We start from the raw sequence: 26,443 nt of genomic DNA on the forward strand, positions 1-26,443 counted from the left end.
CCCCACGGACTGCGCCCTGCTCTGGACCAGACGTACGACACCCGCCTGAGCTTCTGCTGTGCTGCGTACGGTATAGATCAGCAGAAAATTGTCCATTAAAAGATGTATATGTCCAAAATATTGATTGATTGTGTCCATTAAATCACATAGCTTGATTTAATGGACAATAATGGACAACAAACAAAAGAGACAGCCATGGCAACAGACACGCAAAGAGAAATAGAAGAAATCCTAGCCATTCTGGAGAAAAACCCGGAAGGATTGTCTACCAGCCAAATTTCAGAATTGATCAGTTTTTCTGGCAATTACAAGACATTGCAGCGCCGCCTTGTCCGCCTGTCAGACGATGGGCTCATACTAAAAGTGGGCGAGAAAAAGGCCAGAAAGTATTATCCCGCCAAAGTGTCCAAAAAAGAATTTATTGGACACTTAACGGACAATACACACGAGATTTTTAGTTCAGAAAGCCAGAATATCCTTAAGTTTTTGGACACTCCGCCTCACGCCCGAAAAAAAATGTCCTATAACCGTGGCTTTTTGGACAGCTATGCCCCAAATGAAACAGCGTATGTCTCGGAAAAGGTCAGAAAACAGCTCTACCAGGAAGGTAAACGCTTCGACAAGGCATTGGCGGCAGGCACCTACGCACGGGAAATTTGCCAGCGGCTACTCATAGACCTGTCTTATAACTCCAGCCGCCTGGAAGGCAACACTTACTCACGGCTGGATACGCAAAAGCTCGTTGAGGAAGGCATTACAGCAGAAGGCAAGGTTCATGAAGAAACCGTCATGATTATGAACCACAAGGAAGCCATTCTGTTCCTTGTGGAAAACGCGCAAGATATTGAGCTAAACAGCCTGACGATCCGCAACCTACACCATTTATTGTCGCAAGATTTGCTGGCAAACCCAGGAGCTTGCGGCAATATCCGATCTATGGAAGTGAATATTGGGCAATCAACCTACAAGCCGTTGAACAATCCCCACCGGCTCAAAGAACTATTCGAGCTTATTTTATTCAAAGCTCGCAAGATCGAAGACCCATTTGAGCAAAGTTTCTTTTTGCTGGTGCATCTTTCCTACTTGCAGGCGTTTGAAGATGTCAACAAGCGCACTTCGCGCCTGAGCTGCAATATCCCCTTTATCAAGGAAAATTTATGCCCGCTCAGCTTTACCGATGTTTCGCGGGATAATTACACCGCCGCCTTGCTTGCCATGTATGAGAAAAACAACGTTGAACCCATGCTGGAACTCTATGCCTGGGCCTATCTGCGCTCGTGCGAGCAATACGGTGTGGTAAAAAAATCGCTCGGGGAAATTGATGCGTTCCGCATTCAGTACAGACAACAGAGAAAAGAAGTCATGGGGCTAGTCGTCAAGAGCGGGTTGCACGGCAAGAAAGCAGAAGTCACTATCGAAAATTTCTGTAAGAAAAATGGCATAGACGAGACTGCAAAATTTACAGCCATGACGCTAGCCGATTTAAGCACATTGCATGCTGGTGCAATCATTGGCTTGGGTATCACTGAAGCACAGCTCGAAGCATGGCTTTCGAGCAAGCCGTAAGCTATGGCTCGATTCTATAGTTTTGTATTGGGTTTCGGCTTTTTGCTTTCGCGCTTGCCAAAGGGAGAAGGCATCTTGAGGTGAATGCGGCCACAATCTAACGGCCTCCTGGTCGAATGGGAACACAGCTATGCACCCTTATAATACGTGTTTCAAGAAAGGCTGCTCCAGCTATCGCAGTCGATCCGGCGCGATGTGATCGAAGGTGAGTTCGAGCAGTTCCTATTGTCCCTAAAACCGACAAAGAGCTATTCAATCTTGCATTGGCGATGTTTAAAGAGTTTTGGGGATACCGCCTGGAATTTCAAAAAACTCACAGTAAATCGCTTCAATTGGATATGGCCAAGAGTGAGAAGAAGATCGAGCAATTGCTGGATCATATCGTGGATGCGGAATCAACTTCAGTTGTGAGTGCCTATGAGAAACGTATAGGCGAATTGCAGCTTGAAAAGCAGGTCATGCAGGAAAAAATCGCCAAATGTGGCCGTCCGCTGCGAGACTTTGATGAAAGCTTTCAAACCTCAATGGATTTTCTCGCAACCCCTCACCAGCTATGGGTTACAGGCCGAATGGCGCACCCTAGAGGATTGTCTGGCGCACATCCATGTGCGCCACCCTGCGGGCGCTGCGCGGACCAAATCGTTCCAGACGATTTGTCGAACCCGGCAGAAGTTCTCGGCCTGCAGAATACAACAAATACAAGAAAGCCCACGCGAGGTGGGCTTTCTTGTATTTGGCGCACCCTAGAGGATAGACTGTTAAAAGCCTAAGGGCTTTTAACACCCTGCGGGCGCCTTTGGCGGTCCCAGTTGCAGTGCAACTGGTCGAACCTGGGAGGTTCTCACCCCGGCGGTTCCGCCATTTATAAATAAATGGCGCACCCTAGAGGATTGTCTGGCGCACATCCATGTGCGCCACCCTGCGGGCGCTGCGCGGACCAAATCGTTCCAGACGATTTGTCGAACCCGGCAGAGGTTCTCGGCCTGCAGAATACAACAAATACCAAAAAGCCCACGCGAGGTGGGCTTTTTGGTATTTGGCGCACCCTAGAGGATTCGAACCTCTGACCTTTGCCTCCGGAGGGCAACGCTCTATCCAGCTGAGCTAAGGGTGCGTGATGCTGGTGAATTACCCGTAGCCGGCATAATACCGGCAGGGGTAAACCACAGGGGCGCAATGATACTTATCCGGGCGGGCTTAGTCTATCCCGGGGTGAAGGTTTTAAAGCGCGTGGCCCGGTCTGCCCCCGGGTTCAGCCTGTAGCGTTCTCCAGATCGGCAGCGGCGAAGGCATTGCGGGTCAGGTTCTCCACCCCCTCCCGGGTAATGGCGATATCGTCTTCGATGCGGATGCCGCCGCAGGGGATCAGTTGCTCTATCAGGGGCCAGTTGAGCAGCCGGGCGCGCTTGTCGCAGCGCGCCTCTTGCAGCAGCGCGGGAATGAAGTACAAACCCGGCTCTATGGTGAATACCTGGCCTGTTTCCATGGGGCGGGTCAGGCGCAGGTAGGGGTGCTCAGGCGGGGGCGGCACTTGCTCTCCGCTGGCGGAGTGCAGCCAGCCGCCCCGTTCGTGTACCTGCAAACCTAGCAGGTGGCCGAGACCGTGGGGAAAGAAGATCGAGGTCAGCCCCTCCTGCAGGCAAACCTCCGCCGAGCAAGTGACCAGCCCCGCGTCTCGCAGCACCCCGGCCAGCAGGCGATGGGCTTGCAGGTGCAGGTCGACGTAACTGGCGCCCACCTGGATACTGGCGATGATCTGCTGCTGCAAGCCGTCCATGGCCTCGATCAACGCCCTGAACTTATCCTCGCTGGTACTGTAAGTGCGGCTGATATCCGCCCCATAGCCACCCGCACTGGCGCCGGCATCGATCAGGAAGCTGCGCCGCTGGGGCGGCTGCTGGCGACTCTTCTGGGTGTAGTGCAGCACCGCTGAATGCTCGTTGAGGGCGATGATGTTGCCGTAGGGCAGGTCCTCTTCCAGTTGCCCGCTGGCTTCAAGGTAGGCCATATGGATGCCGTATTCCGAGCTGCCCGCACTAAAAGCCCTGGCTGCAGCCCGGTGACCGAGTACCGCACGGGCACTGGCCCGGCGCAGGCACTCCAGTTGATAGCCGTCTTTATAGGCACTGCGGAAGTCCAGCGCCGTCAGCAGCGCCGCCGGATTGATACGGGCACTGGCAAAAGGGCAGTGTTCCGGCGCACCGATATAGGCCGGGTAATGCAGCGCCGGCAAGTGCTGCAATACAGTGCTGTGATCACTGCATACCGCGACTTCAAACGCATCCAACACGGCGGAATCGGTGAGCGGCTCGACCTTGTGCCAGATATCCTGTGGCTGAAAGTACAGCAACAGTGGCCGCTCCGAGTCACCGTCGATCCAGATATAACTGTCCGGTCGATTAAGCAGTGGCAACCAGGCTTTGAAATAGGGGTTTACCCTGAAGGGGTAGGCCTGGTCTTCGCGAAAGCGCATGATCTCGGCGCCGGCGGCGACCAGCACACCATCCACCTGCATGTCTGCCAGCAAGCCCTGCCAGACTCGCAACTGCGCAGCCACATGTTCGCCGTAGGTGTGTGCCAGATCGGTAGGAATCAAACCGTTACTCCGTCTCGGGTCCTGAATCGGACGTTCGCCTGCCATCAGAAAGCCTTCGGGGCGCTGCGGGAAGATGCAGGGCGCGGGATTGTAACAATCACCGCTTTTACAACTGCAGGCTTTTTTACAACTACAGGCTTTTCGACACCAGTTGCGACGTTAACCCAAAGCAACCCGGTGCACCAAGGCTTTTGGGTCACAAACCCATGCTCACCTCCCGGAGCAGCGCGCCGCAATTGGGGTCATTGGCTTGCCCCCCCATGCTCGGCCCTGGCTGCTGCAACTCCTCGCACACTTTCCATTTTGCAGCGTGTCGCCTCCCGCTTACCAGCTACGGGCTGAGCAAAATAAAAATCATACCGGTAGCGCGGGGCTGATAAAGAGCTGGCCAGCATTGGCGCGTAAAAATACGCGGCCATCGGCTCCCCAATTACCGTTTTCCGGTTGCACAGCGCCCCCCCGGGGATCGACAATAGGTCTCTGGAGCCATCAACCCGCCGGATAAGGGAAGCATTATGAACTCCGTCTCTTCGACCCGCCAAATACGCCCAGCAACATCAGGCCCCGCCCAACTGCGCGAGCGCATTCGCCGCGGTGAGCACTCCGGCCATACCTCCGGCCTGTGCCAGGGTTTTGTGCAGTGCAATGTGGCTATTTTACCGCGCGACTGGGCGGCGGAATTCCTGCAGTTTTGCCAGCTCAACCCCAAGCCCTGCCCGCTGGTGGCCATGGCCAGCCAACCGGGCGACACCGGTATAGACGGTATTGGCCCGGACTTCGATATTCGCACCGACGTGCCTCGCTACCGCCTTTGGGAAAACGGCCAACTGGCCCGGGAGGTGACAGATTTGCATGAGGTCTGGCGCGACGACCTGGTGACCTTCCTGATTGGCTGCTCGTTCTCTTTTGAGGAGGCGCTGCTGGCTGACGGCCTCGAAATTCGCAATCTCAGCGAGAGTAAAAACGTGCCCATGTACAACACCAATATCCGCTGCAAAAGCGCCGGCCGCTTCAGCGCCAATATGGTGGTAAGCATGCGCCCCTTTCTGCCCGCCGACGCCATCCGCATGATCCAGATCTGCTCCCGCTTCCCCACCGTGCACGGCGCACCGGTGCACTTTGGCGACCCCGCCGCCATTGGCATCGCCGCACTGGAGCGGCCAGACTACGGCGATGCGGTGACCATCAATCCCGGTGAAGTACCGGTATTTACCGCCTGCGGGGTCACCCCCCAGGCCGCCATCATGGAGGCAAAACCGCCCTTTTGTATTACCCACAGCCCCGGCTGCATGGCGGTTACCGACATCCCTAACAGCCGTTTGGCCGTATTCTAGAATAACGAGGCCCTAACTATGGCGTTACTGTTAAATTGTGATCTCGGCGAAAGCTTTGGTGCCTGGACCATGGGCGTCGATGCCGAGGTCATGCCCCACATTGACCAGGCCAATATCGCCTGCGGCTTTCACGCCGGCGACCCCATGGTGATGCGCGCCACCCTGGCACTGGCAAAACACCACGGCGTCGCCGTGGGCGCGCACCCCAGCTACCCGGATGTGGCCGGTTTCGGGCGCCGCTCCATGCAGTGCAGCAACGACGAAATCGCCGCCCTCATTACCTACCAGCTGGCGGCGCTGGAGGGGATGGCCCGCTGCCAGGGGTTGGCGCTCAGTTACATCAAACCCCACGGCGCCCTCTATAACGACATGATGGCCAAGGCGGATATTCGCCACGTGATCATGGACACCGTGGCCGCCTACCACACCCCCATTCACCTGATGCTACAAGCCACCCCCGACGCCCCCATGCATCAGCAGGAAGCCGAGGCGCGCGGCCTGCAGCTGTATTTTGAAGCCTTTGCCGATCGCCGCTACAGCGCCAGCGGCCTGCTGCTGCCGCGCTCGCAGCCCGGCGCGGTGTTAACCCTCGAGCAGATGCTGGCCCAGGTCGAGCAGCTCGATCGCGCCGGCACCATTACCACCGACAGCGGCCTGGAGCTGCCGCTGCAAGCCGATACCCTCTGTGTGCACGGCGATAATCCCGCCGCGGTGCGCGCCATCCAGGCAATACGCAACATTATCCACTCATGAAGATTTATAACGCCGGCGAAAACTCCGTAGTGGTCTATTTCAGCGAGCACGCCAGCCCCGAGGTTTCCGCCCGGGTGCAACACACCGCGGGGCGATTGCCACAACTGCTGGGCCCGGCCCTGATCGACCTGGTACCCTCCTACGCCTCACTGCTGGTGATCTATGACCCGGCGCGCTGCGGGCAACTGGAGCTGCGCCAGACCATCCGCAAAGCCGCCGCCGGCAGCAGCGAAGACCGCGCCACCGAGAAGCTGGTGGAACTGCCGACCTGGTACTCAACCGCAGCGGGCCCCGATCTCGAGCCCCTGGCCCGCCACGCCGGACTGGCGATAGAGGAAGTCATCGAGCTGCACCAGGCGCTGGAGTACCGAGTCTATGCCATCGGCTTCGCCCCGGGTTTTGCCTACCTCGGCGAACTCGACCCGCGGATTGCCAAGCCGCGCCTGGCGACCCCGCGCGCCAAAGTGCCCCGCGGCGCCGTCGCCATCGCCGATCGCCAGACGGCGGTCTACCCGGCCGCCTCCCCCGGCGGCTGGAACCTGATCGGGCTCTGCCCGGTCACCCTGTTCGACCCGGAGGCCGATCCCCCTATGCCTCTGCAAGTGGGGGACCGGGTCCGGTTTCGGGCCATCGAGCAAGACGAGTACCGGCAGCTGGGAGGTGAGCTGTGAGTGTCGAAGTCAGCCGCGCCGGCATCCTCGCCCTGCTCACCGACGGCGGCCGCTTTGGCCAACACCAGCTGGGCCTGACCAGCGGCGGCCCCATGGACCCGTTCGCGTTTCACTGGGCCAACCGCCTGTGTGAAAATGCACCCGACGCCACCGCCATTGAAGTCACTGTGGGCGGGCTCGGGCTGCGCTTTCATGGCCCCACCCGGGTCGCGATTACCGGCGCGGAAGTGGCCGTAACCATCAACGGTAAAGCGGTTGAACGCTGGCGCAGCCACGCGGTCAAAGCTGACGACCAGCTGAAGATTGCCTATGCCCAGAAGGGCTGCCGCTGCTATGTAGCGGTCAGTGGTGGCTTTCAGGTGAAACCATTTTTGGGTAGCACCAGCACCGTGGTGCGGGAAGGGGTTGGCGGCCTCAATGGCCAGGCGTTGCAGAACGGCGATTTCATCGAGAGCGCCAGCGACAACAGCCAACAGTGCTGGCGCCTGCCGCCGGCCGAGTTACCCAGGTACAGCAACTGGCTGCCCCTGCGGGTGATTCCCGGCTACCAGAACGAGGTTTTTCACCCCCAGCAGCAGCGGCTGTTCTTCCAGTCCAGCTATCAGGTGGGCAAGCTCAGCGACCGCATGGGCTACCGCCTCAGCGGCCCCCCCATCAGAGCGGGCGTGGAGGGCATTCTGTCCGAGGGCATCTGCCTCGGCGCCATCCAGATTCCGGCCGATGGCCAACCCATCGTGCTGATGAACGACCGCCAGACCATCGGCGGCTACCCCAAGATCGGCTCGGTGCTGTCCCTCGACCTGGCCCGACTGGCGCAATTAAAACCGGGCGACAAGGTCAACTTTGCCGCCATCACCCTGGAAAGCGCGCACCGGGCGCTGCAGCTGGCCAGCAAGCATTTTGCTTCCGTACAAGCGGAAGCCATCACAGTGGATTAACGCCATGAACGACATCGACCGTGACCCTCATCAAGAACCAGGCCACGACCCCGGCCACAACGACGACTCCGACAAGGCCGCCATGGCCATCAGCCTGCGGCTGGAAAACCTGCTGGTGGGACAAAACCTTCGCGGCATGCGCACGGTGCAAGCTGTGCTCGATCCGGGTTACCTGCTGCGCGCCGCCAAACTGTTGCTCAACAGCGGGCCACGAGTGTTGATTGCCACCGGGTTTCCAGTGCTGCACACTTTTGAGACCGACGGCCCGGTCGGCGCCATTGCCCTCTGCCAGGTGCTGCAGAAAATGAAATACGAGCCCCTGCTGCTGTGCGAAGCGGCACTGGCCTCAGCGCTGTTCAACCGCTACCCGGTGCAAACCCTCACCATCGGCGACAGCAGCGAAACCCTGACCGAAGCGCTGCTGGCCCAGCAGCCGGATATACTGCTCTGCATCGAGCGCCCGGGGGTGGCCAGCGACGGCCACTACTACAACATGCGCGCTGAAGACATCAGCAACCGGGTCGCCGGGCTGGACGCCTTTGTGGCACAGGAACTCTGCCCCACCATTGCCATCGGTGACGGCGGCAACGAGCTGGGCATGGGCAATGCCCTCAGCGCCGTGGAGGAACTGGATATCAAGCCCGCCGTCAGCGGTTGCACGGAATTAATTCCCGCTGACGTCTCCAACTGGGGCGCACTGGGCCTGATCGCCATGCTCGGCTGGCTGCAACAGAAGGACTTGCTGGCGACGGTCAAACCGCTGGAGATTCTCGACTATTTGTCCAAGCGCGGCAGCCTCGACGGGGTCACCCGGCGCAACGAACTGACCGAGGACGGCCTGCCGGGCAAGGTCGGCGTGGCCCTGCTGGCGGAGATGCGCCAACTCACCGAGTTCTGCTGACAGTTGCCACTGCAATAGCGGGGCTCATTTGCGCGGCGGCCGCCGACGTTGTCGCCTCGGCAGAGGGCTGCAGGGTGGAGAATTTAGCTGCAAATGTCGGCCGGCTGGGCAAAAAATCCAACGCTGCTGTGATAAAGTGAGCGCAATTTTTTCGGCGTGTCGCCAGCGCGGCAGAGTATTTTGAGGGTTACCCGTGAGTACAGTTTTTCTAAACGATGCCTTTATGCCCATAACAGAGGCGAAAATCTCGCCCATGGACCGGGGCTTTTTATTCGGTGATGGCATCTACGAAGTCATACCCTCCTACGACGGCAAGCTGGTCGGTTTTGGCCCCCATATCGAGCGCATGCGCAGCGGCCTGGCGGCACTGGAAATCCCCCTCGACTGGGAGCCGGCTCGCTGGCTACTGCTCTGCCAACAACTGATCGAAAAAAATGGCCGCGGCAACCTGGGCATCTACCTGCACGTCAGCCGCGGCGCCGACAGCAAACGCTTTCACGCCTACCCGGAGGGAGTCAAACCCACGGTGTTCGCCTATACCTTTGCCATCAATCCGCCACCGCCGGCGGACAAAGACAAGGTGCAGGGTTTCAAGGTCTCCACCGCCCGGGATTTGCGCTGGCAGCGCTGCAACATCAAATCCACCGCCCTGCTCGGCAATGTCATGCATTTCCAGCAGGGTTACGCCGCCGGCCACAACGAAATCATTCTCTATAACGCCCGCAACGAAATGACCGAAGGCAGCTCCTGTAACGCCTATATCGTCAAGCACGGCACGGTGATTACACCGCCCCTCGACCACCAGCTGTTGCCCGGCATCACGCGCCTGATATTGCTCGACATCCTGCGCAAGGACGGCACCATTCCGGTGGAGGAGCGCACCGTGACCATGGACGAGGTGTTCGACGCCGATGAAGTGTGGCTCACCAGCTCCAGCAAGGAGATAGCGCCGGTGATTGAAATCGATGGCAAACCGGTGGCCGATGGCAAACCCGGGGATGTGTGGCTGGCCGCGCAGACCCTGTTCAGCGCCAACAAGTACAACTACTGAGTTCACTGCATGACCCGCCCCTGCCAAGCCGTTATCGATCTGGCCGCACTGCGCCACAACTGTCAGCTGGCCCAGCGCCTGGCGCCCGGCAGCAATATCGTCGCGGTGGTCAAAGCCAACGCCTACGGCCACGGTGCTGTGCCGGTGGCGCGGGCGCTGCAACCCCTGGTCAGCGCGCTGGCGGTATCCTGTACGGAAGAGGCGCTGGAGTTACGCGCGGCCGGTATCCACCTGCCCATCCTGTTGCTGGAGGGGCCGTTCGAGGCGGCCGAAATCCAGCTCGCGGCAGAGCACGACTTCTGGTTGATGCTCAACAATATGCGGCAGGTGCAATGGCTCTGCGACGCCGGCGACCACGCGCCGCTGACAGTCTGGCTCAAGGCCGACACCGGTATGAACCGGCTGGGCTTGTCCCCCGCCGACCTGCACAGCGCACACCGGCAATTGCAGGCCTTGCCAGGGGTCAAGCCGACGCTGGTTCTGGCCACGCACTTCGCCGCCGCCGACCAGCTCGACAGCGACTTTACCCCCAGCCAAATGGCCCGCTTCGAAACTGCCTGCGACGGCCTGGCCGGGCCGCGCAGCCTTGCCAATTCCCCCGCCCTGCTGGCCTGGCCCGCAAGCCACGGCGACTACGTGCGCCCCGGCATCATGCTCTACGGCAGCTCGCCCTTCGCCGGCCCCCAGCCAAACGCCGCACAACTGCAGCCGGTTATGTCCCTGAATTCGGCGGTGATCGCCGTGCGTGAGGTGGCAGCCGGTGCCACGGTGGGCTACGGCCGCCGCTGGACCGCCCGGAGCCCCTCCCGCATTGCCACCATTGCCATCGGCTACGGCGACGGCTACCCGCGCCACGCCCCCAGCGGTACGCCGCTATTGATCAACGGCCAGCGTGCCGCGCTGGTGGGAACAGTATCGATGGATATGATTACCGCCGATGTCACCGAATTGGACAATATCGGCATCGGCAGTCAAGTGGAGCTGTGGGGGAAGAATTTACCGGTGGATGAGGTGGCCGGTTGGGTGGGCACTATTGGCTATGAATTGCTGACCCGGCTGTCGAGCCGGGTTGCCAGGCATTACCTGGATTAAAGAGACTGGATTAAAGAGACTGGATTAAAGAGGCTGGATGAAAAGGCTAAATGAAGAGACTGAATAAAGGGCCTTTAAACGAAAGGCCCTAACTCTGCCCTGCGGTTTGCTGCAGCACCTCTGGCAGATATTGTTTGGCAAACGTGAAGGTGTCTTGCAGATCCATTGCACTGGCACATACACCAAGTGCAAAGATCACTATAGCGATGGTGAGTACATCGAGTTTCATACCTTTACCTGAATACTAATTATACTGTTTTGCTATGACTGGTTTCTGATCATTCAGTTCAGTTTTATAGCAAAAAAGTTTTAAATGCCAAGGAAATGACACAGGCGACGACCAAGCCAAAGGCTCGTAGTGCGCTGCACAACCGTCACCAATACCACAGAGTTAAGACTTACTTACCCCAAAGAGCAAGTATTACAACGATTATGGCGCAAGAATCATTAAATGCGCTGCTTATTGGCCGATTGAGCCGTGCCTAGCCCAAAAAGAACTGGTAGGCGTCGTTGTCGGTCTCATCCCGGTAACGGTAGCCCAGCTTGTCGAGAAAACGGGTCACATGGTCCTCTTCCCCTGCCGGCACCTGCATCCCCACAAACACTCGGCCAAAGGCGGAGCCGTGGTTGCGGTAGTGGAACATGGAGATGTTCCAACGTCCGGCCAGCTGGGTGAGGAAGTTGAACAGGGCTCCGGGGCGCTCTGGAAATTCAAAGCGGTAGACCCGCTCGTCGCTGATCTGCGGCGCGTGACCGCCCACCATATGGCGAATATGCAGCTTGGCCAGTTCGTTGTCGGTCATATCCACCACGGCGTAGCCTTTGCTGTGCAATTCATCCACCAGCGCGGCGCGGTCTTCCCGCTCCGGCGACACCTGCACGCCGACAAAGATGCGCGCCTCCAGGTCATCGGCGTAGCGGTAGTTGAATTCGGTGATATTGCGCTTGCCCAGATCCTTGCAAAAGGTCTTGTAGGCGCCCGGCTTCTCGGGAATGGTGACCGCCAGGATGGCCTCGCGCTTCTCGCCGATTTCGGTGCGCTCGGAAATATAGCGCAGCCGGTCAAAGTTGGTATTGGCGCCGCTGTCGATGGCGATCAGGGTCTGGCCGCTGCAGCCGTGCTCGGCCACGTATTTCTTCAGCCCGGCCAGGGCCAGGGCGCCGGCAGGCTCGGCGATGGAGCGGGTATCTTCAAAGATGTCCTTAATGGCGGCACACATTTCATCGGTGTTGGCGGTGATTACACCATCGATGGTGTCCTTCATTACGCGGAAGGTTTCCTTGCCCACCTGTGCCACTGCCACGCCATCGGCAAAGATGCCAACGTGGGGCAGCACCACGCGCCGCCCCTGCTCCATGGCCGCCTTCAGGCAAGCGGCGTCTTCCGGCTCCACCGCAAACACCTTGATTTCCGGGCGCACGTATTTGACATAGGCGGCCACGCCTGCGCACAAGCCACCGCCACCCACCGGCACAAATATCGCGTCGATATGGCCCGGGTGCTGGCGCAGAATCTCCAGCGCCACCGTACCCTGGCCAGCGATAACATCCGGGTCATCATAGGGGTGGATATAGGCCAGGCCTTTCTCTTTAACCAGTTTTTGCGCGTAGGTGGAAGCCTCGTCGTAGGTATCACCGTGCAGAACCACTTTGGCACCGTGGGCTCGCACCGCGTCCACCTTGATCACCGGGGTAGTCTTGGGCATCACGATGGTGGCTTTCACCCCCAGCTTGGCCGCCGACAGGGCCAGGCCCTGGGCGTGGTTGCCCGCCGACGCGGCAATGACACCGGCCTTCAATTGCTCTTCGCTCAGCTGGCGCAGCTTGTTGTAAGCGCCGCGAATCTTAAACGAGAACACTGGCTGAAAATCCTCGCGCTTGAGCAGCACGCGATTGTTCAACCGCGCCGACATAAAGCGGGCGTGATCCAGGGGGGTCTCTACCGCCACATCGTAGATGCGGGCATCGAGAATGCGCTTGATGTATGACTGGGGCATGGGCTGGCCGTTATTGATGCAGTGAAAAGGAGTTTAGATTTAAAAGAGGCGCAATAGTAAAGCATTGGCCGTGAAACGGCTATCGACCTGGGCCAAGGCTCTTTATAATAGCCGCCCTCACCAGCACCCCATGTGTGTCAATTCATTTTTGCAGAGCCCGAACCATGAGCAGCACTTCCCAGGATGAACTGAAAAAGGCCGTGGCCAAAGCCGCCGTCGACTACATCGAACCGAAACTGGACAACCACAGTATTGTCGGCGTCGGCACCGGCTCGACGGCCAATTACTTTATCGATTACCTGGCGGAGATCAGCGCCAAGTTTGACGGCGCCGTGGCCAGCTCCGAAGCCTCCGCCGAGCGCCTCAAGGCCCACGGTATCCCGGTCTATGATCTCAATGGCGTTGACGAGCTGGCGGTTTACGTCGACGGCGCCGACGAAACCAATCCAAGGTTGGAATTGATCAAGGGTGGTGGTGCCGCTCTCACCCGGGAGAAGATTGTCGCTGCGGTGGCCGATGAGTTTATCTGTATTGCCGACGGCAGCAAGTGGGTCGACACTCTCGGTAACTTCCCGCTGCCAGTAGAGGTCATCCCCATGGCCCGCGCCCACGTGGCCCGGCAACTGGTGAAGCTGGGCGGTGATCCTGTCCACCGCCACGGGGTTATCACCGACAACGGCAATGAGATTATCGATGTGCACAATCTCAAGATCAGCAACCCGAAAGAGCTGGAAACGGCGATCAACCAGATTGTCGGCGTGGTCTGCAACGGCCTGTTCGCCAATCGCCCGGCCGATGTGCTGCTGATCGGGCGGCAGGGCGGCGTGGAAAAAATCACCGCCTGAATAAGCGCGGCAATAACAACCTGAGAACCGGGGCGCCTGGCATGCGGCCCTGATATTAGCTCGACCCGCCAAACCTTGCGTTTGGCGCTGCCATCCACATTGCGAAACACAACTAAAAATAAACTGCACATTTACAAACAATATAGAACTAATTACCCGCCCCGCACCGTACTACCACAACAACAAGAAATATAAGCGGTGTTTATCATGCCTCCACTCGTGGCCCTATTGTGCCTGCTCCAACTGCTGCTTGTCGGCTGCGGCGAACGCACCGGCAGCGATCCGGGAAGCCAACTCAACGGCAGCTGGATCCCGGATTCGCGCGCACAGGTGGTGGGCCGCGCCAACCCGCTCGAACTGCAACCAGCCACCACTCTACAGCAAGCCCTGGTCCAAGCCCGGACCCTGATTCAGCGCGGCCAGTTGAGCGCCGACCCCAGATACTATGGCCGCGCCGAGGCACTGCTCGCGCCCTGGTACAGCGACAGGGCAAACCCGCAGGTGCGGGTTTTGATGGCCACCATCTTGCAGCGCCGACACCAGTTTCCGGCGGCACTGTCGGAGCTGCAGCAAGTACTCGCCGCGCAACCCGACAATCCCCAGGCGCTGTTGTCGCAGGCGTTTGTTTACCGTGCCAGTGGCCAACTCGACCAGGCCTCCAGCAGTTGCCGCCGCCTGCGGCGCCTGACCCAGGCGGTAATCGCCCTCGCTTGCGAGGTGGCGACCGAGAGCGACATGAGCACCCCCAGCCGCGCTTTCAAGGCACTGCACTATATGCTTGATCACAGCCCGCCTGAGGACCTCATGAGCAACCAGTGGGCCCAACGCATGGGGGCGGTGGCGGCACAGTCCCGTGGCCAACTCCTGGCAGCTGAGCGCTGGTTCTTGCGCGCCCTGGACCTGACCCCGGACGCTCCGGATCTGCAGGCGCAATGGCTCGACTTCCTGCTCGATGAAGCGCGCCTGGACGATGCCGAGCGATTCCTGCAGAACATTGACGCCCCGGCAACAACTGCCCCAACGCTGCAACACGATGGCCTGCTGCTGCGCCGTGCAATTGTCGGCAGGCGACTCGGCTTGGAACAGTGGCGCGCCGACTTGCAGATACTGCGCCAGCGCCAGGCGCTGCTGGCAATGCGTGGCGAAGCCGACCTGCACCTGCGCGAGCAGGCCCGCCAGGCCCTGGAGCTGGAAGATGACCCGGCCCGCGCCCTGACCCTGGCGCTGGACAACTGGCAACTGCAGCGGGAAGTGGCCGACGCCACGCTGGTATTACAGGCCGCCCTGCAACTGCAACAACCGGGCGCAGCCACAGGCGTTATCGACTGGCTGCGACAACAGCAGGTGCGTCACCCGAGGCTGCAACAACTGGCCGGGCGACTGCAGCAACAGCAACTGTCGCTGCAACACGCGAACGTTGAGACCAAAATCGTTGCGTCCGAAATCGTTCAGCCCCCAATTGTTGAGCCCCATATCGTTGAGCGAGAGGAGCGCCCCACATGGCAACTTTGAGCCCGACACTCCGGTGGTGCCACCCGCGAACGGGGCTGCTTGCCCTTCTGGCCGTCACACTGTTAATTATGCCAATACCACCGGCACTGGGCCACAGTGCCAGCACCGCCTATGTGACGGCCGCCGCCGACGGCCGAGCGGCGAGCCTGCGTCTCGACCTCAGTGTCACCGACAGCGCCAGCCTGGTACCGATGGATATCAACCGCGACCGGCAAATTACCTGGGGCGAGTTGCTCGATGCACAACCGGCGCTGGCCGCCGTGCTCGCCAGCAACCTGCAACTATCCCGCGGCGGCAAGGGCTGCACCTATATGAGCGAGAGCCTTGCCATGACCGAACACAACGGCGAGCCCTACGTACGCTTCAACCTCGCCTACGCCTGCGCTGCGCGCGGAGCGCTGAGCCTCGACTACCGCTTGCTGTTTGCCCGAGACGCCAGCCACCGGGCGCTGGCGCAAATCCGAGCTGATGGAGACACCACGGCGGCGCTGTTGTCTCCGACCCACAACCACCTCAACAATCATCTCAACACCGCGGGTAACAGCGCCGCCAATGGCCGCTCAACACTGGTTAATTTCTGGCGTGAAGGGGTCGCCCACATTCTCGCCGGCTACGATCATCTACTGTTCCTGCTGACCCTGTTGTTGCCCTGTGTGTTGCTGCGCACCAAAGGCGGCCGCTGGCAGCCAAGCCCGGGCATCGCACCGGCGGTGCGGCAAATAGTGGCGGTGGTCACTGCTTTCACGCTCGGTCATTCCATTACTCTGGCACTGGTGATACTGGGGTACATACCCCAACCTGGCCCCTGGATCGAAACCGCCATTGCCCTCTCCATCGTGCTGGCTGCCCTCAACAACCTGACGCCGTTGTTGCCCCAGCCTGGCTGGCTGCTGGCGGCCGCTCTCGGCCTGTTGCACGGCTTTGGTTTTGCCGGCGCGCTGCGCGACATCGGCCTCGAGGGCGGCCAACTGCTGTTGCCACTGCTCGGTTTTAACCTCGGCGTGGAGAGTGGCCAGTTACTGGTCGTAGCCATTGTGCTGCCGCTGCTGCTGGGCCTGCGCCGGTACCCCTTTTATCGCACGGGCGTCGTCGCCGGTGGTTCCTGTTGCGCGGCGGTGTTGGGCGCAATCTGGATGCTGCAGACACTCGGCATTCTCGGCCCGCTAGCGCCATAACCTAAACCCACCAAGCACAAGGAGGAAAACCTGTACCAACAAACGGCGCCTTCCGCCACTCCCCAACGGGTTCTGCGGCAACCGCGCCCAATTCCATTTCGGATTACTTTCTGCCGCTAATAGAGCAGAAAACAGGAGTTCTACTATGAACACGTTAAAACCACTAACCGCGTTGGCCAGGCCCTTCGGCCGCCGACTGGGACTTATGGGCGCCACCGCCCTGCTCGGCCTGGCTGCCGTGACCCCCGCCTTCAGCGCCAGTCACAGCGACGCACCGCTGATCAAACAGGACCCACAGGCCAATATCACCGACGTTTACGCCTTTGTTGGCAATCACTATAACGATGCCGAGCAACAGGTGCTCAATGTCGTGGTGCATGTGCGGCCATTCTCCGAGCCGGGCGACGGCGTCATCTACGATCGCTTTTCCGACGACGCCCTCTACTCGATCCACCTCACTGACCCGGCCAGCGGCCAGACCGTGCTGCGCTACAACTTCGAGTTTTCGGACGCCACCCCGACCACCACGCCCGGATTGAAAAACCCGAACACCATCCTGTCCTATGGCCTTGGCACCGATGTGGGCCCGATTTTGACCATCGGCCAGGCGACCCAGAACTTCACCCAGACCTACCGGGTCACCCAGGAGACCCGGCGCAGCAAGGTGCGGCTTGGATCCATGCTGCCGGTGGCGCCACCCAACGTCGGTAACAACGTTACCCCGCTCTACAACGACAGCGCCGGCGATGCCATTTCCGGGGCCGCCACTCTGCTCGACCTGGACAGCTATACCCAACAGGCGATCTCCGACCTGCGCGGCAGTGCGGTCTCTTTCGCCGGCCCCCGCGATGACGGCTTCTACGCCGATACACCGGCCATTTTTGACCTGCTCGACGCTCGCATTATCAACAATGACGGTGACGACAGCGACGGCCTGGGCCAGGATGGCGGTGGCGTCGATGGCTTCAAGGGCTTTAATGTCCTCGCTTACGGCCTGCAGATTCCCCTCGGTGACCTGGCGGAGATGGGTTCCCAGGTGGGCGTTTACGCCAGCGTCAGTCGCCGCCGCGTAACCATCCGCACCCGCAACGGTGACCCCAAACACCAGGGCGGCTGGGTGCAGGTAAATCGCATGGGCAACCCGCTGTTTAATGAGGTCTTCGTGGCCCTGCAGGACAAGGACAACTACAACCGCAGCTCACCCACCACCGATCGGGCCATGTTTGAGAACTACGCCCTCAACCCGGAACTGGGCGCACTGGTAAACTTTGTCTTTGGCACCAGCATTCCAACCACTAACCGCAGCGACCTGGCCAGCATTTTTATTCCGGATGTGCTGCGGGTCGACCTCACTACCGGCCCGGTGCCGCTGGCGGGGCAGAGCAACTTCGATCGCCTGAGTGTGTTTGGCAATGACCTCACCAATGGCGTTCCCAGTGGCTTTCCCAACGGCCGCCGCTTCGGTGATGACGTGGTGGATATCGCCCTGACCGCACTGGCCCAGGGCACCCTGATCGGCGACAACGTAGCGGCCAACGACCAGCTGTTCCACCAGGTCTTCCCCTACTCTGCCACGCCCCACGCCGGGCCGCGGGCCAACATGCGCCAGGCGCCAGCCAACACGCCCTGATCCAGCCCGCTCCGCTCCGCAACGCTTGCCCCGCCCGCACCTTGTGCGGGCGGGGTTTTTTCGTAATGAAGCCAGATTCCAGCCGTACCTGATGCGGCTGTTATAAGCCTGCTTTATAGTCGCTATTTGCGCCAATTCGAACGTCGACTGGGCGACGGCCTGTGCTATCATAGCGCGCCTGAATTTCCGCCCCCGGGCCCCAACCCCGGCCTGCTATCCACGATTCGCAATTTGAGGTGCAATAAACCCATGGCCAAAACGTCACTGGACAAAAGCAAGATTCACTTTCTCCTCCTTGAGGGTGTCCACCAGTCCGCCATTGAAACCCTGGAAGCAGCCGGCTACACCAATGTCGAATACCTGAAGACCTCACTGCCGGAAGACGATCTGATCGAAAAGGCCAAGCACGCGCATTTTATCGGCATTCGCTCCCGCACCCAGCTGACCCGGCGGGTATTTGAAAACTCCCCCAAGCTGGTCGCTGTAGGCTGTTTCTGCATCGGCACCAACCAGGTCGACCTCGGTGCCGCCCAGGAGCACGGCGTGGCGGTGTTCAATGCCCCGTTTTCCAACACCCGCTCGGTCGCAGAGCTGGTGATCGCCGAGGCCATTCTGCTGTTGCGTGGCATTCCCGAAAAGAACGCCGTCTGCCACCGCGGTGGCTGGCTCAAATCTGCCACCGGCTCGTACGAGATTCGCGGCAAGACCCTCGGTATTGTCGGCTACGGCTCCATCGGCACCCAGGTGAGCGTACTGGCCGAATCTTTAGGCATGAACATCCTGTTCTTCGACGTGGTCACCAAGCTGCCGCTGGGCAACGCCAACCAGGTGCGCTCCATGGCCGAACTGCTGGGCAAATCCGACGTAGTGACCCTGCACGTACCTGAGACAGCCGCGACCCAGGACATGATCGGCGCCCGGGAAATCGCCGCCATGAAGAAAGGCGCCATCCTGATCAACGCCTCCCGCGGCACCGTGGTGGACATCGACGCCCTGGCCGCAGCGCTGGAGTCCGGCCACCTCAGCGGCACCGCCGTGGACGTATTTCCGGTAGAACCCCGCGGCAACGACGAAGAGTTCGTCTCACCCCTGCGCGCCTTCGACAACGCCATCCTCACGCCGCACGTCGGCGGCTCCACCATGGAAGCACAGGAAAATATCGGCTTTGAAGTGGCCGAAAAACTGGTGAAGTACTCCGACAACGGCACCACCACCTCTTCTGTCAACCTGCCGGAAGTGGCGCTGCCGGCCCACCCCGGTTCGCACCGCCTGCTGCACGTGCACAAGAACGTGCCCGGCATTCTCAGCAAGATCAACAAGGTGTTCTCGGATAACGACATCAACATCGCCGCCCAGTACCTGCAGACCAAGGAGAGCGTGGGCTACGTGGTGGTGGATATCGACGCCGACTACAGCGATATGGCGCTGCAGCAGCTGCGCAGCATCGAAGGCACCGTGCGCTGCCGCGTGCTGTTCTAGGCTGCACAGGTAGCCGTTGCCATGAACACGCCATTGCTCGACATCAACAACGTCACGGTTTACCGGGAGCAGAACCGGGTGTTCGAGAACCTCAACCTGCGCATCGAGCAGGATGAGAACGTGGCCATCCTCGGCCCCAACGGCGCCGGTAAGTCCACCTTGCTGAAACTGCTGACCCGCGAGCTCTATCCACTGGACCGGCCCGACAGCTGGGTCAAGATCTACGGCAACAAGACGGTCAACGTGCAGGAGCTGCGCAGCAAGATCGGCTGGGTCTCCTACGACTTCCAGACCCAGTACCTGCCCATCACCACCGGTTTCGAAGTGGTGCTGTCGGGCCTGCTCGGCACCATCGGCAACCTCTACCAATACCCGGTCAGTGACCTGCAGCGACAGCTGGTGCACGACACCATGAAATCCCTCGGCCTGCTGCAGATCAAGGATCGCATGTTCCATCACCTCTCCAGTGGCCAGCAGCGACGCCTGATCCTGGCCCGCGCCATGATCCACCAGCCGCTGGCGGTCATTCTCGACGAACCCACCAGCAGCCTCGACCTGCAGGGCGCTTTCCAGGTACTACAGGATATGCGTGAGCTGATTCGCGGCGGTTCGTCGGTGATCCTCGCCACCCACCACATCCACGAAATCATTCCGGAAATCCAGCGCGTTATCTTTATTCGCGACGGCAAGATCATCGCTGACGGTGACAAGCGCGAACTGCTCACCACCGATAACATCAATCACCTCTACCACACCAAAGTGAAACTGGTGGAGCACGACGGCTACTACCAGACCCTGCCGGCCTGAACCAACAGCGGGGTTTCATAAAGCCGCAAACCTCGCTAGAGTTACAGCACCCCTCCCGACAAGTAACTACTGCGAGCAGACCGGCAATGGCTTCAAGATTTACCTTGCGCAACAGCAGCAGCGGCTACGGCCTGGTCGCTATCGGCCTGCACTGGCTTATGGCCCTCGCCATCATCGGCATGTACCCGCTCGGCCTCTATATCGAAACCCTCGACTACTACGACCCCAACTACCGCATCATCCCCCACTGGCACAAAAGCATCGGCCTGTTACTGGCAATCACCCTCTGCCTGCGCCTCGGCTGGCGCATCGCCAACCCGCGCCCCGCCCCCCTGCCCCAACACAAACCCTGGGAACAGCGCATGGCCCGCATCACCCACCACCTGCTCTACCTGCTGATGGCCTGTGTCTTCGCCGCCGGCTACCTGATCTCCACCGCCGATGGCCGCGCCATCGAGGTATTCAACTGGTTCACCGTACCGGCCCTGCCGCCCCTGCTAGAAAACCAGGAAGACGTGGCCGGCGAACTGCACTACTGGCTCGCAACCGGCCTTGTCAGCCTGGCGTCGATACATGCACTGGCGGCGCTGAAACATCATTTTATTGATCGGGATGGAACACTGCGGCGGATGCTGAAAAGCGAACACAAGTAACGCCAGCGGGTACGTTGGTGGGATCTTTATAGGCTCAACTGCACCGTGCGCCCAGCGCTACCCTCACCGCCACCAGGTGGCGGTTGCGACAGGGGCAAAATGGACGTTTAATTAGGGCAGGAATTAGCTTCGAGCCGCTCAAGGTTGCCGGGATTTGGCTGAGCCAGGGAGTGATATTCCAAGTGGTTACCTTTTCTCTCCCTCTTGATTGTCGTGCTGGCGCATCGTCACGGCTGGCATAGCTCGGGCGCTTTTAGCTCTAAAGATGTTTTTTTGACCAGCTTAATAGGGGCCGGGGGCTTCGAGGGCTTTGAAAAAGCTTTGGATATCAATTGGATACCGGGGGAGGCGATGCGCTCGTTAAGTAATTACACTGGTCGCCCGACATTTATTATTATGAGGCCTAAGGCCTTATTAACGTACTGTTATGAAACGAAGCAAGAGCTTATTAAGGTCTAGCTTACTGCTAAAGAACAAGTCTCGCGGCATTGAGCGACTAGCCGGATCTAGCCTCGGTAGCGTTGTTCCTCGGGCACGGTTTAAGAGCGATGCTGGAGTCAAAAATTACTGCTTTTACGTGGTGTGTCTTCGGTCAGATTTGTTGAAATATTGGGCTTTTGGTAGCGCTGTTCCTACTGCCACATGCGATCTTAGCTGGGCGGAAAAGTCAGCAGTTTAAACGCGGTGCAAGTAGATAGCTTCGTGCCCGAACCGAAACTTAGAACATGGAGAGTGTGTGCAGTCATTTCATAACCAGGCCGTCAACTGGACGCAAAATACTACGCCGTTTTTTGTGCATTCGCTTCACTCATTGTCGCACAAAAAACCGCTCCGTATTTCGCGCCAGTTACAGCGGCGTTATTGGTAACCACATGATTAAAGACTTTGAAGAGAATGGCTTTCTCGTTCTTAAAAATATGTTTGAAGAAAGTGAGCTTCGTAAGATGCAGGAAGTTGTTGCAAGATTTCATAAGTCATGGATTAAGAAGAATTCTAAATTCTACAATGACAAGGCTGTAAACTCTGCTTATTTAACTGGTAAGGAGCACTTGTTAGATTCTGAACGAGAGGCGTTATTCAAATTCATCGGATCAGCTAAGTTGATGAGGATCGTGACATCTATTATGGGTGTTCGTGCAACCTTTATGAATACCCAATTGTTTTTTAATCCGGTTAACGAAGGCCAGAGAAACTATTGGCATAGGGACCCTCAGTACCATATGTCTATTGCTGAGCAGAAAGAGGCATTGGCAGGCCCCAATGTCATCCATTTCAGAATTCCGTTATTTGATGAACCTGGTGTCGAGTTGATTCCTGGAACCCACAGGCGCTGGGATAGTGAAGAAGAACTTAATGTACGCATTGAGCAGAATGGCCGTAAGAACTATGAGAACCTCCCTACTGGACTGGAAGTAAACTTGAATGCGGGAGATCTACTTGTGTTTAGTGCAAATATGATACATCGGGGAATATATGGCATGGATCGTCTTTCTTTGGATATATTATTTTGTGATCCAGCTATTGAGATCGTGAAGTTCGTTGAGGATTGTTGCTTGCCCGACAGAGAAACCATGAAAAAACTTGAGAATGCGTGCGCATTTGAGAATGCAATTGAGATAAAAACCAATAACAAATCAATGCACGCGACAAGCGCGTGATTGCGACGTTATGGCTTTGCGAGGGCCGGCTTCGAATCCATTCTTTTATGAAGGATACGAACAACTTCAATGTAGGTGCCCGATACCAGGCGATAAAATACGATATAACTGCTAACCGGGAATTTTCTATACCCAGATTTTATATAGTCGCAGGAAATACCAATGTCTGGAGATTCTGCAAGCAAATGGAATGCGTCATCAAACTGCCGGAGATAATTTCGTCTTTGAGCTCCGCCCCATTTCCGCTGAGAGTAGGCGGCAATCCTTTTCAAATCATTTTTGGCTTGGTTTGTGAGCTGAAATGCACCCATTAGCCGATTTCATCGTCCAGTTCTTGCATGAGGCGTTCGTAGCTGTAATCGGCTGCGCCGCTTTTTTCTCCTTCATCAAGCAAGCGTCGAAGCGTAATAAGCTTTTGCTCATTTTCCTCCAGCATTCTAAGGCCGGCGCGAACAACCTCACTGGCAGATGCATACCGACCTTCTGCAATTTGCTGTGCTACAAACCCATCAAAATGATCACCAAGGGTCATACTCGTGTTCTTGGCCATAGCTGCGCCCTGAATACCAAAATTAGGTATATAATGGTATATTGCCATAACAAGGCCAGTCAAGCGGACCTCCGCAAATTGTCTTAAAGTATGGAAATTTTAATCTTCACAGTAGGTATGATTCTCTACGTTGCCTCTTGTATATATCTTGCCAAGTTCAACACACGGGTTCGCCGGAAAGTTAACGGTACATTACTACTTGAATATATTGCTTGGCTACTATTCATCATTGTTTACATACCTTACTCTTTTTATTTTCCAGCATGGCTTAGCGAAAGTTTGGCGCCTTGGCAGCGTACTTCGAACACAACAACGATGATGCTTTTCTTTGGTATGGCGGTGTCTGTTTTTGGTTTATACAAAGGTGGTCGAATAAATGCCACATAACAAATAAGGATATATGGCCGACGTAAAAAACGCGCAGCTGATTTGAGCCTTATGCACTCAAGAGGAAACAATGCATCAAGTAATTCCTGAACAACAATGTCATTGCAAGTGTGGAAAAACCGAATTTACTACAAAGAGAAAACCCTTGATGCGTGTGTTCTGCCATTGCACGATATGCCAAGAATTCAATGAGAAAGATTTTTCAGAAGTAACTATTTTTTTGACTAAAGATATCGAATTTGATCAAGCTCAAAACGTATAATTTAAAAAGTATAAAGCACCACCCGCAGTAGATCCTGGAAGATGCGGCTCATGCCACAAAGCTATAATCGAGTTCCTGGATATTCCTCTATTTCCTTCCCTTACAATTATTCCAAGTCAGAATATTGAGAAAGGAAGTTATCTGCCTGAATCCTGTGCTCATATTTTCTATCATCGCCGAATCAAAGATATCAATGATAATCTACCTAAATATCCAGGCTTTATTAGTAGTCAAATTTTGTTCATGAAGACATTATTTTTGGGCATGCTGAGAAGGAAGATAAATGCATAATCGGGTAGACGAGGGCATCTAACCCCCAGACCCCACAACACCCTGCAGCCTGCACGGCCCGGCGCCTCCGCACAGGGCCTTTCACTACCTACCTGGCTCGGCGGGAGATCCTTGTGTCAACGCCAGCCCTTCTTTCGGACGTGCTGGTAGAAAATTCTAATCCACCTTGACGGTGAACCAGTGGTGGTTCGCCACCAGGGCCGAAAAGTAGGTTTCAAGCTGGTCCTGGGTGAGTATATCGGGGCAGGCATCCCAGAACTCGCCTATACGTCGAACAGCGCTGAATAGGAGTCGATCGTCCGTTCCGCTTTGCCCTGCCGGCGCAGTACGCTAACATGCTTGTGGTACAGTGAATTGAACTTCTTTTGCTGTGCTGTGTTCATGAGTAATTCCTCTAGTAGTCGTGCTCGGGCGTGAGCACGTAGGGGAATTATTCCACGAAGAGGATTTTGGAGATTTAGCTTGCCGCGCAGCGCTTTGTTCAACAAGTGGCAGCAGCTGGGCCTCCGCAAATTGTCTTCTTTTTTGCATAAATCCGTGAAAAATCGGCCAATTAACTACGGCCGTTGCTGGCGGCGTTAGGCTGGATTGTCGTATGCGAGTAATTGGGCTTGTAATCGGAACACTTTCCTTTCTACTAGCGTTTATTAGTGCGTTCTTGAGCGCAGCTCCATTCACTCCTGCCGTTTTTATAGTAGTTCTTACAGTACCTTTATCGGTAATTGCAATTATTACCGGCTCGAAGCGAACCGGGTGGCTAGCAATTTACTGGTCTGGTTGTGCAGTGCTGGCTTTTTTTACTTTACAATACAGTACTCAAGCAGGTAATTGGTTGCTGTTGATTGCATACATAATTGGGTGCGTACTAAGCGCGGTAGAATTAACACGCTATTTAATTCGGTGTCGGCGGTGGGGTGTTCATGATTAAATCTATTCAAGAACCCATTAATAAAGCCAATCACAATCACCGGCGCAAAAAGCGTGCTGGCGAGCGTTAGGTTTTACAGAGTGGCGTCCGCTTAGCTCGAACGTTAAATTTCCAATGGATAGAGTCAGCATTGAAAAAGATATTACGTCGGCATTTCTAGGTGTCCGTCTTGGCAAAGGAATCGGGCTGTGGGAGGCACAAGCTATTGATGACTATGAAACAAAGGAAGTTCAAACAGCGAACCGTGAGAGAGATCAAAAACAGGACTGGAGATTACTGGATTACGGTGATCTACAACGTTGTCATAGTAGCCTTTCATTTTTTGATGCAGACGGTATGCGGTTTCACCTTCCCGCGTTCATCATTGGTAGTATTCGGAACGAGGTAGATGACCCCCTGTTCCATCTTATACAGCTAGATGAGTATTCGATATCGAAACTACAAATATTAAGCAACATTCAACGTAAATCAGTGGTGATGTATTTAAAGTGGTGCCTTGAAAAGGATGATTACAAATTTGACCATCCTTCTATCAGGAGGGCACTAAATGAATATTGGGAAAATCAGTGTTATTTGAGTGAACTTGAGAGTAAGAAAATGAATAAATACGAGCCTATAGTTCAGGATAAAAAGACAGAGTGGCTAAATTTGGATGAAGAAGAACGGGTCGAGCTTGTAAGGACATATCACGAAAATGTTGATGATGAACTCGAGGGGGAGCCCTTAACTCTTCATGCTGCGATGCATGTGATCGTAGAAAATCAAATTGCAATGGGAGAGGAAAATGTAGAGAGTGCAGCTACACGTCTCATTCGTCAGGGATTAAGTAGACACGAGGCAGTTCATGCAATCGCGGCAATACTGAGTGAACATATTTATGATCTGTTAAAAGATAGCTCAATGGAATTTTGTACAAAACAATACCGTAGAAAGCTTGAAAAAATAACAGCTAAACGTTGGCGGAAGGGCCAGTATTAGATTGGCTATACAATTTAACAAAACCATCTTGCCCCTCTAGCACTGCCCAATCGAGCTGGGTCGGGATCCAGGCTCCGCTGCTTTATTTCGCGATGCCAGACATTAAAATTGTGCAAGAAGCGTTAAAACGATAACCAAGGATTGCGAAAACTTACTGATCAGCGACTTGAATCTCTGCCGGTGCAAGAGCTATAACGCATTCGAAACAAGCCGCTAGCCTATTGGCCTGGAAGAGCTTTAAAAAAGAGCTACTGCAGAGCTCAACAGGTGTATGTGCCACTCCAAAAGCGCGGTTATTTGCCGCTGTCGTAGTTCGAAACAGTAACGACTCAATTTCTACAGCTGCTTAGAACGTAGCCGGTTGCGCCGATCCGGGGTGGTCGGTTCAG

Annotated in this window: 24 protein-coding genes and 1 tRNA gene; 19 read left to right on the forward strand and 6 right to left on the reverse strand. The window is 56.7% G+C overall.

Annotation, left to right across the window (positions count from 1 at the left end):
* Window positions 1–195 precede the first annotated feature (195 nt).
* Together G8764_RS08405 and G8764_RS08410 are read left to right on the forward strand one after the other, a co-directional pair.
* A complete protein-coding gene (locus tag G8764_RS08405) occupies window positions 196–1,566 on the forward strand; it encodes a Fic family protein (RefSeq protein WP_166164060.1) in 1,371 nt (456 codons plus the stop codon).
* A gap of 269 nt (window positions 1,567–1,835) precedes the next feature.
* Window positions 1,836–2,336 carry a hypothetical protein gene (locus G8764_RS08410; protein WP_166164061.1) on the forward strand — a complete coding sequence of 167 codons (501 nt, stop codon included), beginning with the start codon at window positions 1,836–1,838 and terminating at the stop codon, window positions 2,334–2,336.
* 267 nt (window positions 2,337–2,603) lie between these two features.
* On the opposite strand, the gene G8764_RS08415 is transcribed toward G8764_RS08410, so the two are convergent.
* Both G8764_RS08415 and pepQ read right to left on the reverse strand, forming a co-directional pair.
* Window positions 2,604–2,680: transfer RNA gene (locus G8764_RS08415), tRNA-Arg, on the reverse strand.
* 138 nt (window positions 2,681–2,818) lie between these two features.
* Window positions 2,819–4,162 carry a Xaa-Pro dipeptidase gene (gene pepQ / locus G8764_RS08420; RefSeq protein WP_166164063.1) on the reverse strand — a complete coding sequence of 448 codons (1,344 nt, stop codon included), beginning with the start codon at window positions 4,160–4,162 and terminating at the stop codon, window positions 2,819–2,821.
* A gap of 515 nt (window positions 4,163–4,677) precedes the next feature.
* On the opposite strand from pepQ, the gene G8764_RS08425 reads away from it, so the two are divergent.
* The 7 genes from G8764_RS08425 to alr all read left to right on the forward strand — a co-directional run bounded on the left by G8764_RS08425 (window position 4,678) and on the right by alr (window position 10,902).
* Window positions 4,678–5,496 carry a putative hydro-lyase gene (locus G8764_RS08425; protein ID WP_166164065.1) on the forward strand — a complete coding sequence of 273 codons (819 nt, stop codon included), beginning with the start codon at window positions 4,678–4,680 and terminating at the stop codon, window positions 5,494–5,496.
* Window positions 5,497–5,514: 18 nt separating this feature from the next.
* Window positions 5,515–6,249 carry a 5-oxoprolinase subunit PxpA gene (locus G8764_RS08430; protein ID WP_166164067.1) on the forward strand — a complete coding sequence of 245 codons (735 nt, stop codon included), beginning with the start codon at window positions 5,515–5,517 and terminating at the stop codon, window positions 6,247–6,249.
* Window positions 6,246–6,920: a 5-oxoprolinase subunit PxpB gene (pxpB, locus tag G8764_RS08435; RefSeq protein ID WP_166164069.1), complete on the forward strand. Its 675-nt coding sequence runs from the start codon at window positions 6,246–6,248 to the stop codon at window positions 6,918–6,920. Before G8764_RS08430 ends, pxpB begins: the two co-directional genes overlap by 4 nt.
* Entirely contained in the window at window positions 6,917–7,858 is a 942-nt protein-coding gene (locus G8764_RS08440; protein ID WP_166164071.1) for a 5-oxoprolinase/urea amidolyase family protein, read from the forward strand. The genes pxpB and G8764_RS08440 overlap by 4 nt, the downstream gene beginning before the upstream one ends.
* 4 nt (window positions 7,859–7,862) lie before the next feature.
* A complete protein-coding gene (locus tag G8764_RS08445) occupies window positions 7,863–8,759 on the forward strand; it encodes a glutamate cyclase domain-containing protein (RefSeq protein WP_243748663.1) in 897 nt (298 codons plus the stop codon).
* A gap of 193 nt (window positions 8,760–8,952) precedes the next feature.
* A complete protein-coding gene (locus G8764_RS08450) occupies window positions 8,953–9,810 on the forward strand; it encodes a D-amino acid aminotransferase (protein WP_341806337.1) in 858 nt (285 codons plus the stop codon).
* Window positions 9,811–9,819: 9 nt separating this feature from the next.
* Window positions 9,820–10,902 carry an alanine racemase gene (gene alr, locus G8764_RS08455; RefSeq protein ID WP_166164073.1) on the forward strand — a complete coding sequence of 361 codons (1,083 nt, stop codon included), beginning with the start codon at window positions 9,820–9,822 and terminating at the stop codon, window positions 10,900–10,902.
* Window positions 10,903–10,990: 88 nt separating this feature from the next.
* Here alr and G8764_RS08460 read toward each other — a convergent pair whose 3' ends face one another.
* Both G8764_RS08460 and ilvA read right to left on the reverse strand, forming a co-directional pair.
* On the reverse strand, window positions 10,991–11,131 hold the full coding sequence (locus G8764_RS08460) for a hypothetical protein (RefSeq protein ID WP_166164075.1): 141 nt from the start codon (window positions 11,129–11,131) through the stop codon (window positions 10,991–10,993).
* Window positions 11,132–11,384: 253 nt separating this feature from the next.
* Window positions 11,385–12,899: a threonine ammonia-lyase, biosynthetic gene (gene ilvA, locus G8764_RS08465; RefSeq protein WP_166164077.1), complete on the reverse strand. Its 1,515-nt coding sequence runs from the start codon at window positions 12,897–12,899 to the stop codon at window positions 11,385–11,387.
* A gap of 164 nt (window positions 12,900–13,063) precedes the next feature.
* On the opposite strand from ilvA, the gene rpiA reads away from it, so the two are divergent.
* The 8 genes from rpiA (at window position 13,064) to G8764_RS08505 (ending at window position 22,658) form a co-directional block, all read left to right on the forward strand.
* On the forward strand, window positions 13,064–13,744 hold the full coding sequence (gene rpiA, locus G8764_RS08470) for a ribose-5-phosphate isomerase RpiA (protein WP_166164079.1): 681 nt from the start codon (window positions 13,064–13,066) through the stop codon (window positions 13,742–13,744).
* Between the two features lie 207 nt (window positions 13,745–13,951).
* Window positions 13,952–15,256 carry a tetratricopeptide repeat protein gene (locus G8764_RS08475; RefSeq protein ID WP_166164081.1) on the forward strand — a complete coding sequence of 435 codons (1,305 nt, stop codon included), beginning with the start codon at window positions 13,952–13,954 and terminating at the stop codon, window positions 15,254–15,256.
* Between the two features lie 68 nt (window positions 15,257–15,324).
* Window positions 15,325–16,431 carry a HupE/UreJ family protein gene (locus tag G8764_RS08480; protein ID WP_166164083.1) on the forward strand — a complete coding sequence of 369 codons (1,107 nt, stop codon included), beginning with the start codon at window positions 15,325–15,327 and terminating at the stop codon, window positions 16,429–16,431.
* Between the two features lie 145 nt (window positions 16,432–16,576).
* Complete coding sequence (locus G8764_RS08485; RefSeq protein WP_166164085.1) at window positions 16,577–18,061, forward strand: DUF4331 domain-containing protein; 1,485 nt, start codon at window positions 16,577–16,579, stop codon at window positions 18,059–18,061.
* A gap of 249 nt (window positions 18,062–18,310) precedes the next feature.
* Window positions 18,311–19,540 (forward strand): phosphoglycerate dehydrogenase, encoded by a 1,230-nt coding sequence (serA, locus tag G8764_RS08490; protein ID WP_166164087.1) that lies wholly within the window; start codon window positions 18,311–18,313, stop codon window positions 19,538–19,540.
* A 21-nt stretch (window positions 19,541–19,561) separates the two neighbouring features.
* The gene (locus G8764_RS08495) at window positions 19,562–20,347 is read left to right on the forward strand and encodes an ABC transporter ATP-binding protein (RefSeq protein ID WP_166164089.1); all 786 of its coding nucleotides are present in this window, start codon (window positions 19,562–19,564) and stop codon (window positions 20,345–20,347) included.
* 86 nt (window positions 20,348–20,433) lie between these two features.
* On the forward strand, window positions 20,434–21,000 hold the full coding sequence (locus G8764_RS08500) for a cytochrome b (RefSeq protein ID WP_166164091.1): 567 nt from the start codon (window positions 20,434–20,436) through the stop codon (window positions 20,998–21,000).
* Between the two features lie 872 nt (window positions 21,001–21,872).
* Window positions 21,873–22,658, forward strand: a complete 786-nt coding sequence (locus G8764_RS08505; RefSeq protein WP_166164093.1) for a phytanoyl-CoA dioxygenase family protein — start codon at window positions 21,873–21,875, stop codon at window positions 22,656–22,658.
* Window positions 22,659–22,666: 8 nt separating this feature from the next.
* Here G8764_RS08505 and G8764_RS08510 read toward each other — a convergent pair whose 3' ends face one another.
* A complete protein-coding gene (locus G8764_RS08510) occupies window positions 22,667–22,969 on the reverse strand; it encodes a type II toxin-antitoxin system RelE/ParE family toxin (protein WP_166164095.1) in 303 nt (100 codons plus the stop codon).
* Window positions 22,969–23,271 (reverse strand): type II toxin-antitoxin system ParD family antitoxin, encoded by a 303-nt coding sequence (locus tag G8764_RS08515; protein ID WP_243748664.1) that lies wholly within the window; start codon window positions 23,269–23,271, stop codon window positions 22,969–22,971. Before G8764_RS08515 ends, G8764_RS08510 begins: the two co-directional genes overlap by 1 nt.
* 394 nt (window positions 23,272–23,665) lie before the next feature.
* On the opposite strand from G8764_RS08515, the gene G8764_RS23130 reads away from it, so the two are divergent.
* Entirely contained in the window at window positions 23,666–23,857 is a 192-nt protein-coding gene (locus tag G8764_RS23130; protein WP_481859745.1) for a GFA family protein, read from the forward strand.
* A gap of 1,333 nt (window positions 23,858–25,190) precedes the next feature.
* The gene (locus G8764_RS08525; RefSeq protein WP_166164097.1) at window positions 25,191–26,054 is read left to right on the forward strand and encodes a DUF6714 family protein; all 864 of its coding nucleotides are present in this window, start codon (window positions 25,191–25,193) and stop codon (window positions 26,052–26,054) included.
* Window positions 26,055–26,443: the final 389 nt, after the last annotated feature.

This window comes from Pseudomaricurvus alcaniphilus (genome assembly GCF_011440395.1).
In the GTDB taxonomy this organism is placed as follows: domain Bacteria; phylum Pseudomonadota; class Gammaproteobacteria; order Pseudomonadales; family Cellvibrionaceae; genus Pseudomaricurvus; species Pseudomaricurvus alcaniphilus.

Bases quoted from the DNA above. Each gene is read 5' to 3' on its own strand.
- G8764_RS08485 (WP_166164085.1), top strand. From the start codon at position 16,577: ATGAACACGTTAAAACCACTAACCGCGTTGGCCAGGCCCTTCGGCCGC.
- G8764_RS08410 (WP_166164061.1), top strand. From the start codon at position 1,836: ATGTTTAAAGAGTTTTGGGGATACCGCCTGGAATTTCAAAAAACTCAC.
- ilvA (WP_166164077.1), bottom strand. From the start codon at position 12,899: ATGCCCCAGTCATACATCAAGCGCATTCTCGATGCCCGCATCTACGAT.
- G8764_RS08510 (WP_166164095.1), bottom strand. From the start codon at position 22,969: ATGGGTGCATTTCAGCTCACAAACCAAGCCAAAAATGATTTGAAAAGG.
- G8764_RS08405 (WP_166164060.1), top strand. From the start codon at position 196: ATGGCAACAGACACGCAAAGAGAAATAGAAGAAATCCTAGCCATTCTG.
- alr (WP_166164073.1), top strand. From the start codon at position 9,820: ATGACCCGCCCCTGCCAAGCCGTTATCGATCTGGCCGCACTGCGCCAC.
- G8764_RS08495 (WP_166164089.1), top strand. From the start codon at position 19,562: ATGAACACGCCATTGCTCGACATCAACAACGTCACGGTTTACCGGGAG.
- G8764_RS08505 (WP_166164093.1), top strand. From the start codon at position 21,873: ATGATTAAAGACTTTGAAGAGAATGGCTTTCTCGTTCTTAAAAATATG.
- rpiA (WP_166164079.1), top strand. From the start codon at position 13,064: ATGAGCAGCACTTCCCAGGATGAACTGAAAAAGGCCGTGGCCAAAGCC.
- serA (WP_166164087.1), top strand. From the start codon at position 18,311: ATGGCCAAAACGTCACTGGACAAAAGCAAGATTCACTTTCTCCTCCTT.
- G8764_RS08500 (WP_166164091.1), top strand. From the start codon at position 20,434: ATGGCTTCAAGATTTACCTTGCGCAACAGCAGCAGCGGCTACGGCCTG.
- G8764_RS08445 (WP_243748663.1), top strand. From the start codon at position 7,863: ATGAACGACATCGACCGTGACCCTCATCAAGAACCAGGCCACGACCCC.
- G8764_RS08425 (WP_166164065.1), top strand. From the start codon at position 4,678: ATGAACTCCGTCTCTTCGACCCGCCAAATACGCCCAGCAACATCAGGC.
- G8764_RS08430 (WP_166164067.1), top strand. From the start codon at position 5,515: ATGGCGTTACTGTTAAATTGTGATCTCGGCGAAAGCTTTGGTGCCTGG.
- G8764_RS08480 (WP_166164083.1), top strand. From the start codon at position 15,325: ATGCCAATACCACCGGCACTGGGCCACAGTGCCAGCACCGCCTATGTG.
- G8764_RS08475 (WP_166164081.1), top strand. From the start codon at position 13,952: ATGCCTCCACTCGTGGCCCTATTGTGCCTGCTCCAACTGCTGCTTGTC.
- G8764_RS08460 (WP_166164075.1), bottom strand. From the start codon at position 11,131: ATGAAACTCGATGTACTCACCATCGCTATAGTGATCTTTGCACTTGGT.
- pxpB (WP_166164069.1), top strand. From the start codon at position 6,246: ATGAAGATTTATAACGCCGGCGAAAACTCCGTAGTGGTCTATTTCAGC.
- G8764_RS23130 (WP_481859745.1), top strand. From the start codon at position 23,666: ATGCATCAAGTAATTCCTGAACAACAATGTCATTGCAAGTGTGGAAAA.
- G8764_RS08525 (WP_166164097.1), top strand. From the start codon at position 25,191: ATGGATAGAGTCAGCATTGAAAAAGATATTACGTCGGCATTTCTAGGT.